This window comes from Streptomyces sp. NBC_00984, from assembly GCF_045162475.1.
GTDB lineage: Bacteria > Actinomycetota > Actinomycetes > Streptomycetales > Streptomycetaceae > Streptomyces.
On the sequence record NZ_CP108734.1, the window covers coordinates 3,463,884 to 3,477,932 of the forward strand.

Consider the following 14,049-nt stretch of genomic DNA (forward strand, 5'->3'; position numbering starts at 1 on the left):
CCGATGTCCGAGCCGGAAGAGACCGACATCCACACCACCGCGGGCAAGATCGCGGACCTGCAGCGCCGAATCGACGAGGCGACGCACGCGGGCTCCGCGCGCGCGGTCGAGAAGCAGCACGCCAAGGGCAAGTTGACCGCCCGCGAACGGGTCGATCTGCTGCTCGACGAGGGTTCCTTCGTGGAGCTCGACGAATTCGCCCGGCACCGCTCCACCAACTTCGGCATCGAGAAGAACCGCCCGTACGGAGACGGCGTCGTGACCGGCTACGGGACGGTCGACGGCCGCCCCGTCTGCGTCTATTCGCAGGACTTCACCATCTTCGGCGGCTCGCTCGGCGAGGTCTACGGTGAGAAAATCGTCAAGGTGATGGACTTCGCGCTGAAGACCGGCTGCCCGGTCATCGGCATCAACGACGGCGGTGGCGCCCGGATCCAGGAGGGCGTGGCCGCGCTCGGTCTGTTCGCGGAGATCTTCCGCCGCAATGTGCACGCCTCGGGTGTCGTGCCGCAGATCTCGCTGATCGTCGGACCGTGCGCGGGCGGCGCGGTCTACTCCCCCGCGATCACCGACTTCACGGTCATGGTCGACCAGACCTCGCACATGTTCATCACCGGCCCCGACGTCATCAAGACGGTCACCGGCGAGGACGTCGGCTTCGAGGAGCTCGGCGGCGCCCGCACCCACAACACCACCTCCGGTGTGGCGCACCACATGGCGGGCGACGAGAAGGACGCCATCGAGTACGTCAAGTCGCTGCTGTCGTACCTCCCTTCGAACAACCTGTCCGAGGCGCCCGCCTTCCCCGAGGTGGCGGAGCTCGCCACCACGGACGAGGACCGCGAGCTCGACACCCTCATCCCGGACTCGGCGAACCAGCCGTACGACATGCACACCGCCATCGAACACGTGCTGGACGACGGTGAGTTCCTGGAGACCCAGGCCCTGTTCGCGCCGAACATCATCACCGGCTTCGGGCGCGTCGAGGGCTACCCGGTCGGCATCGTCGCCAACCAGCCGATGCAGTTCGCGGGCTGCCTGGACATCAACGCGAGCGAGAAGGCCGCGCGCTTCGTCCGCACCTGCGACGCCTTCAACGTGCCCGTGCTGACCTTCGTCGACGTCCCCGGCTTCCTGCCCGGCGTCGACCAGGAGTACGGCGGCATCATCCGCCGCGGCGCCAAGCTGATCTACGCCTACGCCGAGGCGACCGTCCCGCTGATCACCGTGATCACCCGCAAGGCGTTCGGCGGCGCGTACGACGTCATGGGCTCCAAGCACCTGGGCGCCGACATCAACCTCGCCTGGCCGACCGCGCAGATCGCGGTGATGGGCGCGCAGGGTGCGGTGAACATCCTGCACCGCCGGACGATCGCCGCCGCCGAGGATCAGGACGCCACCCGCGCCGAGCTGATCGCCGACTACGAGGACACGCTGCTCAACCCCTACGTGGCGGCCGAACGCGGTTACGTCGACGCGGTGATCATGCCGTCCGACACCCGCGCCCACATCGTGAAGGGGCTGCGCCAGCTGCGTACCAAGCGGGAGTCGCTGCCCCCGAAGAAGCACGGCAACATCCCCCTCTAGAAAGGGTCCTGGCCATGATCAAGGTCGTACGGGGCAACCCGACCCCTGAGGAGCTGGCCGCCGCGCTGGCGGTGGTGCGGGCGCGCGCCGCGGCGACGACGACGTCCGACGAGTCGTCCGGTGCGCCGGCCGGCGTACCGGCGCTGCCCGGCGAGTGGTCCGACCCGGGACGCATCGCCCGGCGCACGCGTCATCTGCCGGGGCCGCGGGCCTGGGCCCGGACGTACTGGCCCGGGTAGTCGCGGGAGTGTCCCTTCGCGCACGTTCCGGAGGTCCGGGCCCTTTCGGGTCCGGACCTCCGGTGCATCCGGAGCGAACTGGTCCGTACGCACCACGGCGGCTGAGTACCCGTACTCAGGCGCGCCGTCCGTCACGGCAGCAGGATCGTTTCCATGCTGTGGTCCGACCCCGAGAACAAGCCGCCGAAGGAACTGCGCGACGCGCAGGACATGATGCGCCGCGTGGGGCTGGTGCTCGCTCTCGCGATGGTGGTCGCGATGTTCGTGGCCGGCCTGCACTGAGCGGGGCCGGGGTCCGTCCGCCTCTTCTACGATGGCGCGTATGACTGATCAGCGCCGTCTCGTGCTCGCCTCCGCCTCGCCCGCCCGTCTCGGTCTGCTGAGGCAGGCCGGATTCGCGCCCGAGGTGATCGTCAGCGGGGTGGACGAGGACGCGCTGAGCGCCCCGACACCGGCCGAGCTGGCGCTCGTGCTCGCCGAGGCCAAGGCCGCGGCGGTGGCCGGCCGGGCGGAGGCGGCGGGTGCCCTGGTGATCGGCTGCGACTCGGTGCTCGAACTCGACGGCGAGGCGCTCGGCAAGCCGGCCGACGGCGAGGAGGCCATCGCCCGGTGGAAGTCCATGCGCGGCCGGGCCGGTGTGCTGCAGACGGGCCACAGCGTGATCGACACCGCTACCGGACGTACCGCGTCGGCGACCGCCTCCACGACCGTCCGCTTCGGCGAACCGACGGACGCCGAGATCGCCGCCTACGTGGCCACCGGCGAACCGCTCCATGTCGCGGGCGCCTTCACCCTGGACGGCCGCTCGGCGCCGTTCGTCGACTCCATCGAGGGCGACCACGGCAACGTCATCGGGCTCTCGCTGCCGCTGCTGCGCCGGCTGCTGGGCGAGCTGGGGATCTCCGTCACCGAGCTCTGGGTCTGAGCGGACGTCCCGGGTCCGGGCGGACGCCCCGGATCAGACCGGCGCCGGAGCGCTCGCCCCGGCGTCGTCGGCGGGCTCGTCGGACCGGGTGCCGTACGCCACCAGCGTCAGCACTATCAGCCCGAGCACCACCATCAGACACCCGAACGCGGTCCAGCCGACCAGCCCGACCGTCAGCGCGCCCAGCACCCCGTGCACCACCGCGCAGACGATCAGGACGATGCGGGCGATACGGCCGGGGGCCCGGTCACGGATGCCGGCGAGCAGCAGGAGCAGCCCGCACAGCAGCAGGTACAGGCCGAAGGCGCCGCCCGTCGCCCAGGTGCCGTTGGACATGACGGCGGGGTCCATCCCGGCCAGTGACATGTCCTGGTTCTTCACGACCGTCGCCAGGATGCCGTTGATGAGCACGATGCCCACGGCTTCCACGAACAGCACGATCGCGGCCACGAACGCCACCGGTCTGCGCACCACGGTGCTCACCCCCTGTTACCTGCAGTACGTGCGATAGCGCGGACCCTACTAACCGGTAATCCTCCGGACAAGGGTCCGGCGATCTCCGCTTCCGCCCCGCGCTCGTGGCGCGCGCGGGCGCACACTCCGCGCGCCCCCCTTGTCGCGGCTCTCGTGCGTCGCGCAAAGAATCGTTCGCCCATTAGTGGGGACTCGACAAAGAAACGCGGGGAGTCACAGCTCGTACGAACAGAGACCTGGACCACACCTCGTGGCTACTGTGCGGTTATGAAACCCGGCGTACCGTGGTGCCACAAGGGATTTCGCGACTTGAGCAAGCCTCGAATCACACTCCGTGTGGGCAAGCTCACCATTGGGGACGGGTCGTAGGGCCGTGTCGGTAGTCCCTAAACTCAGCTTGTTTCAAGGAGGGAGCCATCGTGCGCAAGGTGCTCATCGCCAACCGTGGCGAAATTGCTGTCCGTGTTGCTCGGGCGTGCCGGGATGCCGGGATCGGGAGCGTGGCCGTCTACGCGGACCCGGACCGGGATGCTCTGCATGTGCGTGCGGCCGACGAGGCATTCGCTCTGGGCGGTGACACCCCGGCGGCCAGCTATCTGGACATGGCCAAGGTGCTCCAGGCGGCCAAGGACTCCGGGGCCGACGCGATCCATCCCGGGTACGGGTTCCTGTCGGAGAACGCCGAGTTCGCGCAGGCCGTGCTCGATGCGGGGCTGACGTGGATCGGGCCGCCGCCGCAGGCGATCCGGGACCTGGGCGACAAGGTCGCGGCCCGGCATATCGCGCAGCGTGCCGGGGCCCCGCTGGTGGCCGGCACGCCCGACCCGGTGTCGGGTTCCGGGGAGGTCGTCGCCTTCGCAAAGGAGCACGGGCTGCCGATCGCGATCAAGGCCGCCTTCGGTGGCGGCGGTCGCGGGCTGAAGGTGGCGCGCACGCTGGAGGAGATCCCGGAGCTGTACGACTCCGCGGTCCGTGAGGCCGTCGCGGCGTTCGGCCGGGGCGAGTGCTTCGTGGAGCGCTACCTCGACCGGCCGCGCCACGTCGAGACGCAGTGCCTGGCCGACACCCACGGCAACGTGGTCGTGGTCTCCACCCGTGACTGCTCGCTCCAGCGCCGCCACCAGAAGCTGGTCGAGGAGGCCCCGGCCCCGTTCCTGAGCGACGCGCAGAACGCGGAGCTGTACGCGGCGTCCAAGGCCATCCTCAAGGAGGCCGGCTACGTCGGTGCGGGCACGGTGGAGTTCCTCGTCGGCACGGACGGCACGATCTCGTTCCTGGAGGTCAACACCCGCCTGCAGGTCGAGCACCCGGTGACCGAGGAGGTCACCGGCCTCGACCTCGTGCGCGAGATGTTCCGCATCGCCGACGGCGAGGAGCTGGGCTACGGCGACCCGGCCGTGCGCGGCCACTCCTTCGAGTTCCGGATCAACGGCGAGGACCCGGGCCGCGGCTTCCTGCCCGCCCCGGGCACCGTCACCCTCTTCGCCCCGCCGACCGGCCCCGGCGTCCGTCTCGACGCGGGCGTCGAGTCCGGCTCCGTCATCGGCCCCGCCTGGGACTCGCTGCTGGCGAAGCTGGTCGTGACCGGCGCGACCCGGCAACAGGCACTCCAGCGCGCCGCCCGTGCGCTGGCCGAGTTCAACGTCGAGGGCATGGCCACCGCCATTCCCTTCCACCGCGCGGTCGTCGTCGACCCGGCCTTCACCAGCGAACCGTTCCAGGTCCACACCCGCTGGATCGAGACCGAGTTCGTCAACGACATCAAGCCCTTCACCGCCACCGCCGACGCGGAGGCGGAGGAGGAAGCCGGCCGCGAGACCGTCGTCGTCGAGGTCGGCGGCAAGCGCCTGGAGGTCTCCCTCCCCTCCTCCCTCGGCATGTCCCTGGCCCGCACCGGACTCGCCGCGGGCGCCAAGCCCAAACGCCGCGCCGCCAAGAAGTCCGGCTCCGCGGTCTCCGGCGACACCCTGGCCTCCCCGATGCAGGGCACCATCGTCAAGATCGCCGTCGAAGAAGGCCAGCAGGTCCAGGAAGGCGACCTCATCGTCGTCCTGGAGGCCATGAAGATGGAGCAGCCGCTGAACGCGCACCGCTCCGGCACCGTCAAGGGCCTCGCCGCCGAGGTCGGCAGCTCGGTCTCCTCCGGCGCCGTCATCTGCGAGATCAAGGACTGATCGAGCGGTACCCGACGTTCCACCGGGGCCCCTGCCGAGTCGTGCGACTCGGCAGGGGCCCCGGTCGTGCGTCGCGCCCCGGCAGCGCGCCCCGGCCTCGCTCCTCGGCCTCGGTCCTTTTGACGGACGCGCGATGGCATCCTGGACCTCGGGGCGGAGAAAGGGAGGACTGCGCAATGGCGATCAGTACGGCACGGACGCCGGCCCGGCACATGCGTGCCGACGCGCGCCGGAATTACGACCGGCTGCTGAACGAGGCCCGGACCGCCTTCGCGGAGCACGGCACCGACGCGTCCCTGGAGGACATCGCGCGGCGCGCGGGCGTGGGGATCGGCACGCTGTACCGGCACTTCCCGAACCGGCACGCGCTGATGAACGCGGTATTCCAGGAGGCCCTGACATCCCTGATCACCCGTTCCCGTGAACTCGCGGGGGCGGCGCAGCCGTGCGCGGGCCTGGTGGAGTGGCTGGGCGCGATCATCACCCACGCGGGTGAGTATCGCGGGCTCGCCCAGGCGCTCATGTCGACGTCGCGGGACGAGACTTCGGCGCTGTCGCAGTGCAATGTGCCGCTGCGCGAGGCGGGGGCGGTACTGCTGGCGCGGGCGCAGGCGAGCGGGGCGGTGCGGCCGGATGTGTCGATCGACGACCTGATGCAGCTGACCAATGCCATCGCGCTGGCCGCCGAACAGTCGCCGGACGACCCGGAGTTGGCGGGTCGGTTGCTGATGCTGACCTTGCAGGGGCTGAAGGGGGCACATGCGGAGGCGGGTTGAGGGAGTGGGGGCCGGGGGCATGCCTTGTGGTCCGCTGCGCGGGGCCTGTTCCCCTGCCCGCCCCTTCCCGTAACCGGGGCTCAAACGCCGGCGGGGCAGGATATTCGCCCCCGGCGACCCGAGAAGACGGGCCCGGCAGGGCTGGGTTTTCGACCCCCGCGACCTGAGGAGACCGGCCCGGAACGGCTGGAATTTCGACCCCCGCAACCCAAGGAAACGAGCCCGGCAGAGCTGGGTTTTCGCCCCACCGAGGCCGGGTTCTATCGGCGGCGCAGGTCCGCGACCCTCGCGCGGTCTCCCGGGCCCTGGCCCGACTCCGTCAGGGACGCCGCGCTCCGCAGTTGCTGCGAGCCCTGGCCTCCGGGGCCGCCATGTGTCGTACGACGCTGTCCGGGCAGTGGCATGTCGCGGCGGCCCTGCCGGCCGTGCGGAAGGGGCTCGGCCGCCGTGGGGCCGCTGCCCGAGCCGGCCACCGCGATCTGCACCCCCTGGTCCGCCAGGGCCTGCAGTTCGGTGGCGGCACGGTCGTCGTGACCGGGCGGCTCGTCCGTCACCAGGCGGGTGATGAGATCCGTCGGCACCGTCTGGAACATGGTGTCGGAGCCGATCTTGGTGTGGTCCGCCAGGACCACCACCTCCGCGGCCGCCTGCACCAGCGCCCGGTCCACGCTCGCGGAGAGCATGTTGGACGTGGAGAGGCCGCGCTCCGCGGTGAGCCCGCTCCCGGAGAGGAACGCGCGCGCGACCCGCAGCCCCTGGAGGGACTGCTCGGCACCGCTGCCCACCAGGGCGTAGTTGGAACCGCGCAGCGTGCCGCCGGTCATCACCACCTCCACCCGGTTGGCATGGGCCAGCGCCTGGGCGACCAGCAGCGAGTTGGTGACGACGGTCAGACCGGGAATCCGCGCGAGCCGGCGGGCCAGCTCCTGCGTGGTCGTTCCGGCGCCGACGACGATGGCCTCGCCCTCTTCCACGAGACCGGCGGCCAGGTCGGCGATGGCCGTCTTCTCCGCGGTGGCGAGATGGGATTTCTGCGGAATGCCGGACTCCCGCGTAAAACCGCCCGGCAGTACCGCACCGCCGTGCCGGCGGTCGAGGAGTCCTTCTGCCTCCAGTGCCCGCACGTCCCGCCGTACGGTCACTTCGGAGGTCTGGACGACGCGGGCGAGCTCACGGAGCGATACCGCCCCGTTGGCACGCACCATTTCGAGGATCAACTGACGACGTTCTGCAGCGAACACGAAACTGACAGTAACGTGACCGCCCGAGTGTTTTCAGCAGTTTGCGCCGAATAACGGATGTTGTACATACAAGGGGCCGCCAAGTGGTATAGGCGGCCCCGTTGTTGTTCTGTACTGATCGGACGGCGGTCGTCGGGCCGCCCGGGTTGCCGGGAGTTGCCGGGGATTACCGGGTTCCCGAAGGCGCTTACGCCTCGCCCGCGCGCTTACGGGTGTGCAACTGCCTGGCCACTTCCGCGATCGAACCCGACAGGGACGGATACACGGTGAAAGCGTTTGCGATCTGTTCTACCGTCAAATTGTTGTCGACCGCGATCGAGATGGGGTGAATGAGTTCACTCGCACGCGGTGCGACGACACAGCCGCCGACCACGATGCCGGTGCCCGGCCGACAGAAGATCTTGACGAATCCGTCGCGGATTCCCTGCATCTTGGCGCGCGGGTTGCGCAGCAGCGGCAGCTTGACCACCCGGGCGTCGATCTTGCCGGCGTCGACATCGGCCTGGGTGTAGCCGACGGTGGCGATCTCGGGGTCGGTGAAGACGTTCGAGGAGACCGTCTTCAGGTCCAGCGGGGCCACCGCGTCGCCGAGGAAGTGGTACATCGCGATCCGGCCCTGCATGGCGGCGACCGAGGCGAGGGCGAAGATCCCGGTGACGTCACCGGCCGCGTACACGCCGGGCGCGCTGGTGCGGGAGACCTTGTCGGTCCAGATGTGGCCGGACTCCTTGAGCCGGACCCCGGCCTCCTCCAGGCCCATGCCCGCGCTGTTCGGGATCGCGCCGACCGCCATGAGGCAGTGCGAACCGGAGATGACCCGGCCGTCGGCGAGGGTGACCTCGACCCGGTCGCCGACGCGCTTCGCGGCCTGGGCGCGGGAGCGGGCCATGACGTTCATGCCGCGGCGCCGGAAGACGTCCTCCAGCACGGCGGCCGCGTCCGGGTCCTCGCCCGGCAGCACCCGGTCGCGGGACGAGACGAGGGTGACGCGTGAGCCGAGCGCCTGGTAGGCGCCCGCGAACTCGGCGCCGGTCACGCCGGAGCCGACCACGATGAGCTCCTCGGGCAGCTCGTCGAGGTCGTAGACCTGGGTCCAGTTCAGGATGCGCTCGCCGTCGGGGAGGGCGTCCGGGATCTCCCGGGGGTGCCCGCCGGTCGCGATCAGCACGGCGTCCGCGGTGAGCGTCTCCTCGGTGCCGTCGGCGGCGGTCACGACGACCTTGCGGGAGCCGTCGGAGGCCTGGAGGCCCGCCAGGCGGCCCCGGCCGCGCATCACGCGGGCACCGGCGCGGGTGACGGAGGCGGTGATGTCGTGGGACTGGGCGAGCGCCAGGCGCTTCACCCGTCGGTTGACCTTGCCCAGGTCGACGCCGACCACGCGGGCGGCCTGCTCGACGTGCGGGGTGTCGTCCGCGACGATGATGCCCAGCTCCTCGTACGAGGAGTCGAAGGTGGTCATCACCTCAGCCGTCGCGATCAGGGTCTTCGAGGGCACGCAGTCGGTGAGCACGGACGCGCCGCCGAGGCCGTCGCAGTCGACGACGGTCACCTCCGCGCCGAGTTGGGCGCCCACCAGTGCCGCCTCGTAGCCGCCGGGTCCGCCGCCGATGATCACGATCCGGGTCACGAAAAGTCCGCCTCGCGTATGTCATCCCGCGGCCGTCTGCTGCCCCGGCCGGGGGTCCGGGGGAACGCCCCGGGGGAATGCAGTACGTACTTCATTGTCCCGCACGCGCCAAGGTGCTTCGCCCCGGGGCCCTCCATACGTGCGCCGGGGCGTGCGCGCCGGGGCCCGGGGGTGGCGTGCGGAACCCCGTAAGTGGTCTTCCGCACCGGAGTCGACGTTCTTCCCGTCACCTCCCGTACCCTCGAACCCATGTCGCTCTACGCCGCGTACGCCGGCAACCTCGACGCGCGGCTGATGACGCGCCGCGCACCGCATTCCCCGCTGCGCGGCACGGGCTGGCTCAACGGCTGGCGGCTGACCTTCGGCGGGGAGCAGATGGGCTGGGAGGGCGCGCTCGCCACGGTGGTGGAGGCGCCCCGTTCCCAGGTCTTCGTGGCGCTGTACGACCTGGCGCCGATGGACGAGGACTCCATGGACCGGTGGGAGGGTGTCGGCCTCGACATCTACCGCCGGATGCGGGTGCGGGTGCACACCCTGGACGGCGAGGAGCCGGCCTGGATGTATGTGCTGAACGGCTACGAGGGCGGGCTGCCCTCCGCCCGCTATCTGGGCGAGATCGCCGACGCCGCGGAGTCCTCGGGCGCCCCGCACGACTATGTGATGGAACTGCGCAAGCGCCCCTGCTGACCCGGCCGACCAGCGCTTTTGTGTGAAAGTACGAGGATGCGTGTGCAGACTCTGCGCATAGGCATCTACGCGCGTAGGGAATCACCGGCTACCCTCATCCGCGTGAACGCATCAGTTATTCCGGACCACATCCAGGGCGACCCGTACGCCGCCGCCTCCGACGCCGCCGCCCGCCTGCGCGAGCTGACCGGTGCCGAGACCCACGACGTCGCGCTCGTGATGGGTTCCGGCTGGGCACCCGCGGGCGATGCGCTCGGCACTCCGGAGGCCGAGTTCCCGGTGACCGAGCTGCCAGGTTTCCCGGCGCCCGCCGTACAGGGGCACGGCGGCACGATCCGCTCGTACAAGATCGGCGACAAGCGGGTCCTGGTCTTCCTCGGCCGCACGCACTTCTACGAGGGCCGGGGCGTCGCCGCCGTCGCGCACGGGGTCCGTACCGCCGTCGCGGCGGGATGCGGGACCGTCGTCCTGACGAACGGCTGCGGCGGTCTTCGCGAGGGCATGCGCCCCGGTCAGCCGGTGCTGATCAGCGACCACATCAACCTGACGGCGGCCTCCCCCATCGTCGGCGCCAACTTCGTCGATCTGACCGATCTGTACTCGCCGCGGCTGCGCGCGCTGTGCAAGGAGGTCGACGAGACCCTCGAAGAGGGCGTGTACGTGCAGTTCACCGGTCCGCACTACGAGACCCCGGCCGAGATCAACATGGTCCGCGTCATGGGCGGCGACCTGGTCGGCATGTCCACCGTGCTCGAAGCCATCGCCGCGCGCGAGGCCGGCGCCGAGGTGCTGGGCATCTCGCTGGTCACGAACCTCGCGGCGGGGCTGAGCGGGGAGCCGCTCAACCATGCGGAGGTGCTGCAGGCGGGGCGGGACTCGGCGACCCGGATGGGTTCGCTGCTGGCCCGGGTGCTCGAGCGGATCTGAGCCGGGCCCGAACACCGGCGAGGCTGAATTCCCACACCGCAGAAAGGCGGACACCGTGCAGCAGGACCTCATCGCGCAGGCCAGGACATGGCTCGCGGAGGACCCCGATCCCGAGACCCGCGACGAGCTCGCCGGGCTCATCGAATCCGGGTCCGCCGAAAGTGCCGACGAGCTCGCCGCACGGTTCGCCGGCACGCTGCAGTTCGGCACCGCCGGGCTCCGCGGTGAGCTGGGGGCCGGGCCGATGCGGATGAACCGTTCCGTCGTCATCCGGGCGGCGGCCGGTCTCGCCGCGTATCTGAAGGCGCAGGGGCAGGGCGGCGGGCTCGTCGTCGTCGGGTACGACGCCCGGTACAAGTCCGCCGACTTCGCCCGCGACACCGCCGCCGTGATGACCGGCGCGGGCCTGCGGGCGGCGGTGCTCCCCCGCCCGCTCCCCACCCCCGTGCTCGCGTACGCCATACGGCACCTGGGCGCCGTCGCCGGCGTCGAGGTGACCGCCAGCCACAATCCGCCGCGCGACAACGGCTACAAGGTCTACCTCGGCGACGGCTCGCAGATCGTCCCCCCGGCGGACGGCGAGATCGCCGCCGCCATCGCCGCGGTCGGCCCGCTCGACGGCGTGGCCCGGCCCGACGACGGCTGGGACGTCCTCGGCGACGAGGTCCTGGCGGCCTACCTGGCCCGTACGGACACCGTGCTCGCCGCCGGATCGCCGCGTACCGCCCGGGTCGTGTACACCGCCATGCACGGTGTCGGTACGTCCGTGCTGACCGCCGCCTTCGACCGTGCCGGATTCCCCGCGCCGGTGCTCGTCGCCGAGCAGGCCGAGCCCGACCCGGCCTTCCCCACCGTCGCCTTCCCCAATCCGGAAGAGCCCGGCGCGATGGACCTCGCCTTCGCGACCGCGCGCCGCGCGGACCCCGACATCGTCATCGCCAACGACCCGGACGCCGACCGCTGCGCCGTCGCCGTCCCGGACCCCGGCGCCGACGGCGGCTGGCGGATGCTGCGCGGCGACGAGGTCGGCGCGCTGCTCGCCGCCCATCTGGTGGACCGCGGCGTGACCGGTGTCTTCGCCGAGTCGATCGTGTCGTCCTCGCTGCTCGGCCGGATCGCCGGGAAGGCCGGGCTCGGCCACGAGGAGACGCTGACCGGCTTCAAGTGGATCGCCCGCGTCGACGGCCTGCGGTACGGGTACGAGGAGGCGCTCGGCTACTGCGTCGACCCCGACGGCGTACGCGACAAGGACGGCATCACGGCCGCCCTGCTCGTCGCCGAGCTCGCCTCCGGGCTCAAGGAGCAGGGGCGTACGCTCCTCGATCTCCTCGACGACCTCGCGGTCGCCCACGGGCTGCACGCCACGGACCAGCTGTCGGTCCGGGTGAAGGACCTGTCGGTGATCTCCGACGCCATGGCGCGGCTGCGCGAGCAGCCTCCGACCGCGCTGGCGGGCCTCGCCGTCACCTCGGCCGAGGACCTGGCGCGGGGCACGGCGCAGCTGCCGCCCACCGACGGGCTCCGCTACCAGCTGGAAGGCGCCCGGGTGATCGTCCGCCCGAGCGGCACCGAGCCGAAGCTCAAGTGCTATCTGGAGGTCGTGGTGCCGGTCGGTTCGGCGGACGAGCTGCCGACGGCCCGCGCGAAGGGCGCTGAGCTGCTCGACGGGATCAAGCGCGATCTGGCGGCGGCGGCCGGTATCTGAGCGGGAGCGGGGCGGCCGGCGCGGCGGGGCCCCGGGGCGTCATCCGAAGCGGCCGTTCACGTAGTCGGCGGTCCGGGCGTCCTGCGGGGCGCCGAACATCGCGCCGGTCGGGCCGTGTTCGACGATCACACCGGGCGTGCCCTGTTCGGCGAGGAAGAACGCGCAGTGGTCGGAGACCCGCGCCGCCTGCTGCATGTTGTGCGTGACGATCACGATGGTGACCTCCTCCTTGAGGTCGGCGATGGTCTCCTCGATCCGGCGGGTGGAGGTCGGGTCCAGCGCGGAGCAGGGTTCGTCCATCAGCAGCACCCGGGGGCGGACCGCCAACGACCTCGCTATGCAGAGGCGTTGCTGCTGTCCGCCGGAGAGCGCGCCGCCGGGCTGGCGGAGCCGGTCCTTGACCTCGCGCCACAGGCCCGCCTTGGTCAGGCATTCCTCGACGAGATCGTCCCTGCCGTCCCTGGCCGCCTTGATGCCGTTGAGCTTCAGGCCCGCGAGGACGTTGTCGTACAGGGACATGGCGGGGAACGGGTTGGGCTTCTGGAAGACCATGCCGATCTCGCGGCGGGCGCGGGTGATGCGGCGGCCCCGGCATTTCGACGAAGAAGCCGACGACCAGTCCGCTCACCGCCACCGGCGCGTGCACCGCGCTTCCGCCCGTCCCCTCCCCCGGCGGGAGCAGCGGGTCGACGGTGAAGGCGAGGTGCGGGGACCCCGGCGTGGGCCTGGCGAGGGTCTCCCGTGCGCCTGCCTCGCCGCTCTGGCTGAAGGCGAACTTCGCGTTGCCCGCACCCGCGCAGAGGGTCGACTGCCATGAGCTGATCGCCTCGGTGACGAGCTCCGACCCGGTCACCCGGCGCTCCGCCCGGTCGGCCGGGCAGGTGTTGCCCACCGGCTGGAAGTGCAACGGCACCACGAGGCGCTGGGCCCAGTTGGACGTGGTGAGGGGCGAGGTCTCCAGCCGGTGGTTCGAGCCGGTCCCGCCGTCCACGTCGTGCCCGCCGCGCGGTACGACGACGAGCCAGCAGGGACGGGTCCCGGTCCGGCCGGACTTCTTCACCGGCTCGCCGCAGCCGAGCTGCGAGGCCTCCTGCCCGGACTGCATCTGGAAGGTGAACTCGCCCGTGCCGTCCGCGTGCGTGACGGCGTAGGGCTCCTCGTTGGAGTCGATCGAGCTGAAGTAGGTCCAGTCGCGGGACCCGGCGGCCGCGGGGCCGCCGTCGGCGGGCCGGAACGGGACGTACGACTCGCCGGAGCCGTTCCCCACGTACTCCTTCTCGGCGGGGTCGGCGGCCCCCACCCCGATCTGGCGCAGCGCGGTCCAGTTGCCGCCCTGCCCGCCGCTCCCCTGGGCGCCGAACTGGCACTGCTCGCGCGAGGGCCCCCGGGGGTCGTCCCCCCAGCACTGCATGATCTGGAGGTAGTCGTAGGTGAAGCCGTCCTGCGTCGGCCTGCCGCCGGTCCAGGTGATCCGCACCCCCTGGCCGCGCAGCTGCTCGGTCTGGTGGACGGTGACCTTCAGCTTCGAGAAGTCGTCGTACGGGCCCTTGCGGCCGGTCACCGTCACCGCCGAGCCCGTCGCCGCCCGGGCGGGGGACGTGGTGGCGGGCAGCGGCAGCAGCGCGACCACCAGGGCGGCGAGCAGGGCCCCGATGCCGGTGGCGATGCGTCGGCGGGTGTGACGTCC

General features: G+C 71.3%; 14 protein-coding genes and 1 pseudogene. 11 read left to right on the forward strand and 4 right to left on the reverse strand.

The annotated features are described in order from the left end of the window. Window positions 1-3: 3 nt before the first annotated feature. The 4 genes from OG520_RS15010 (at window position 4) to OG520_RS15025 (ending at window position 2,751) form a co-directional block, all read left to right on the forward strand. Window positions 4-1,587, forward strand: coding sequence for an acyl-CoA carboxylase subunit beta (locus tag OG520_RS15010; protein ID WP_399327457.1), 1,584 nt, complete (start codon window positions 4-6; stop codon window positions 1,585-1,587). A gap of 14 nt (window positions 1,588-1,601) precedes the next feature. Continuing rightward, complete coding sequence (locus OG520_RS15015) at window positions 1,602-1,826, forward strand: acyl-CoA carboxylase epsilon subunit (RefSeq protein ID WP_406013507.1); 225 nt, start codon at window positions 1,602-1,604, stop codon at window positions 1,824-1,826. A 153-nt stretch (window positions 1,827-1,979) separates the two neighbouring features. Next, window positions 1,980-2,108 (forward strand): morphogenic membrane protein MmpB, encoded by a 129-nt coding sequence (mmpB, locus tag OG520_RS15020; RefSeq protein ID WP_399327453.1) that lies wholly within the window; start codon window positions 1,980-1,982, stop codon window positions 2,106-2,108. A gap of 31 nt (window positions 2,109-2,139) precedes the next feature. Next, complete coding sequence (locus OG520_RS15025) at window positions 2,140-2,751, forward strand: nucleoside triphosphate pyrophosphatase (RefSeq protein ID WP_266415110.1); 612 nt, start codon at window positions 2,140-2,142, stop codon at window positions 2,749-2,751. Window positions 2,752-2,784: 33 nt separating this feature from the next. Here the strand turns inward: OG520_RS15025 and OG520_RS15030 are convergent, their stop codons facing one another. Continuing rightward, entirely contained in the window at window positions 2,785-3,234 is a 450-nt protein-coding gene (locus tag OG520_RS15030; RefSeq protein WP_406013508.1) for a hypothetical protein, read from the reverse strand. Between the two features lie 410 nt (window positions 3,235-3,644). Here OG520_RS15030 and OG520_RS15035 point away from each other — a divergent pair, with 410 nt between their 5' ends. Together OG520_RS15035 and OG520_RS15040 are read left to right on the forward strand one after the other, a co-directional pair. After that, a complete protein-coding gene (locus OG520_RS15035; protein WP_266415114.1) occupies window positions 3,645-5,399 on the forward strand; it encodes a biotin carboxylase N-terminal domain-containing protein in 1,755 nt (584 codons plus the stop codon). A 212-nt stretch (window positions 5,400-5,611) separates the two neighbouring features. After that, complete coding sequence (locus OG520_RS15040; protein ID WP_399327447.1) at window positions 5,612-6,175, forward strand: TetR/AcrR family transcriptional regulator; 564 nt, start codon at window positions 5,612-5,614, stop codon at window positions 6,173-6,175. Between the two features lie 260 nt (window positions 6,176-6,435). Here OG520_RS15040 and OG520_RS15045 read toward each other — a convergent pair whose 3' ends face one another. Together OG520_RS15045 and OG520_RS15050 are read right to left on the reverse strand one after the other, a co-directional pair. Next, complete coding sequence (locus OG520_RS15045) at window positions 6,436-7,416, reverse strand: DeoR/GlpR family DNA-binding transcription regulator (RefSeq protein ID WP_399327445.1); 981 nt, start codon at window positions 7,414-7,416, stop codon at window positions 6,436-6,438. Window positions 7,417-7,603: 187 nt separating this feature from the next. Continuing rightward, window positions 7,604-9,043: an NAD(P)H-quinone dehydrogenase gene (locus OG520_RS15050; RefSeq protein ID WP_406013509.1), complete on the reverse strand. Its 1,440-nt coding sequence runs from the start codon at window positions 9,041-9,043 to the stop codon at window positions 7,604-7,606. Between the two features lie 249 nt (window positions 9,044-9,292). Between OG520_RS15050 and OG520_RS15055 the strand changes: the two genes are divergently transcribed. The 3 genes from OG520_RS15055 (at window position 9,293) to OG520_RS15065 (ending at window position 12,362) form a co-directional block, all read left to right on the forward strand. Continuing rightward, on the forward strand, window positions 9,293-9,730 hold the full coding sequence (locus OG520_RS15055) for a gamma-glutamylcyclotransferase (protein ID WP_093549148.1): 438 nt from the start codon (window positions 9,293-9,295) through the stop codon (window positions 9,728-9,730). A 102-nt stretch (window positions 9,731-9,832) separates the two neighbouring features. After that, a complete protein-coding gene (locus OG520_RS15060; RefSeq protein ID WP_266415126.1) occupies window positions 9,833-10,657 on the forward strand; it encodes a purine-nucleoside phosphorylase in 825 nt (274 codons plus the stop codon). A 55-nt stretch (window positions 10,658-10,712) separates the two neighbouring features. Continuing rightward, window positions 10,713-12,362, forward strand: coding sequence for a phospho-sugar mutase (locus tag OG520_RS15065; protein ID WP_406013510.1), 1,650 nt, complete (start codon window positions 10,713-10,715; stop codon window positions 12,360-12,362). Window positions 12,363-12,401: 39 nt separating this feature from the next. Here the strand turns inward: OG520_RS15065 and OG520_RS15070 are convergent. Next, window positions 12,402-12,935, reverse strand: a pseudogene (locus tag OG520_RS15070) (phosphate ABC transporter ATP-binding protein); the annotation flags it as partial. Between the two features lie 146 nt (window positions 12,936-13,081). Between OG520_RS15070 and OG520_RS15075 the strand changes: the two are divergent. Further along, window positions 13,082-13,513 (forward strand): hypothetical protein, encoded by a 432-nt coding sequence (locus OG520_RS15075; RefSeq protein ID WP_406013511.1) that lies wholly within the window; start codon window positions 13,082-13,084, stop codon window positions 13,511-13,513. Between the two features lie 279 nt (window positions 13,514-13,792). After that, window positions 13,793-14,044 (forward strand): hypothetical protein, encoded by a 252-nt coding sequence (locus OG520_RS15080; protein ID WP_406013512.1) that lies wholly within the window; start codon window positions 13,793-13,795, stop codon window positions 14,042-14,044. Window positions 14,045-14,049 lie beyond the last annotated feature (5 nt).

Bases quoted from the DNA above. Each gene is read 5' to 3' on its own strand.
- OG520_RS15025 (WP_266415110.1), top strand. From the start codon at position 2,140: ATGGCGCGTATGACTGATCAGCGCCGTCTCGTGCTCGCCTCCGCCTCG.
- mmpB (WP_399327453.1), top strand. From the start codon at position 1,980: ATGCTGTGGTCCGACCCCGAGAACAAGCCGCCGAAGGAACTGCGCGAC.
- OG520_RS15040 (WP_399327447.1), top strand. From the start codon at position 5,612: ATGCGTGCCGACGCGCGCCGGAATTACGACCGGCTGCTGAACGAGGCC.
- OG520_RS15010 (WP_399327457.1), top strand. From the start codon at position 4: ATGTCCGAGCCGGAAGAGACCGACATCCACACCACCGCGGGCAAGATC.
- OG520_RS15055 (WP_093549148.1), top strand. From the start codon at position 9,293: ATGTCGCTCTACGCCGCGTACGCCGGCAACCTCGACGCGCGGCTGATG.
- OG520_RS15015 (WP_406013507.1), top strand. From the start codon at position 1,602: ATGATCAAGGTCGTACGGGGCAACCCGACCCCTGAGGAGCTGGCCGCC.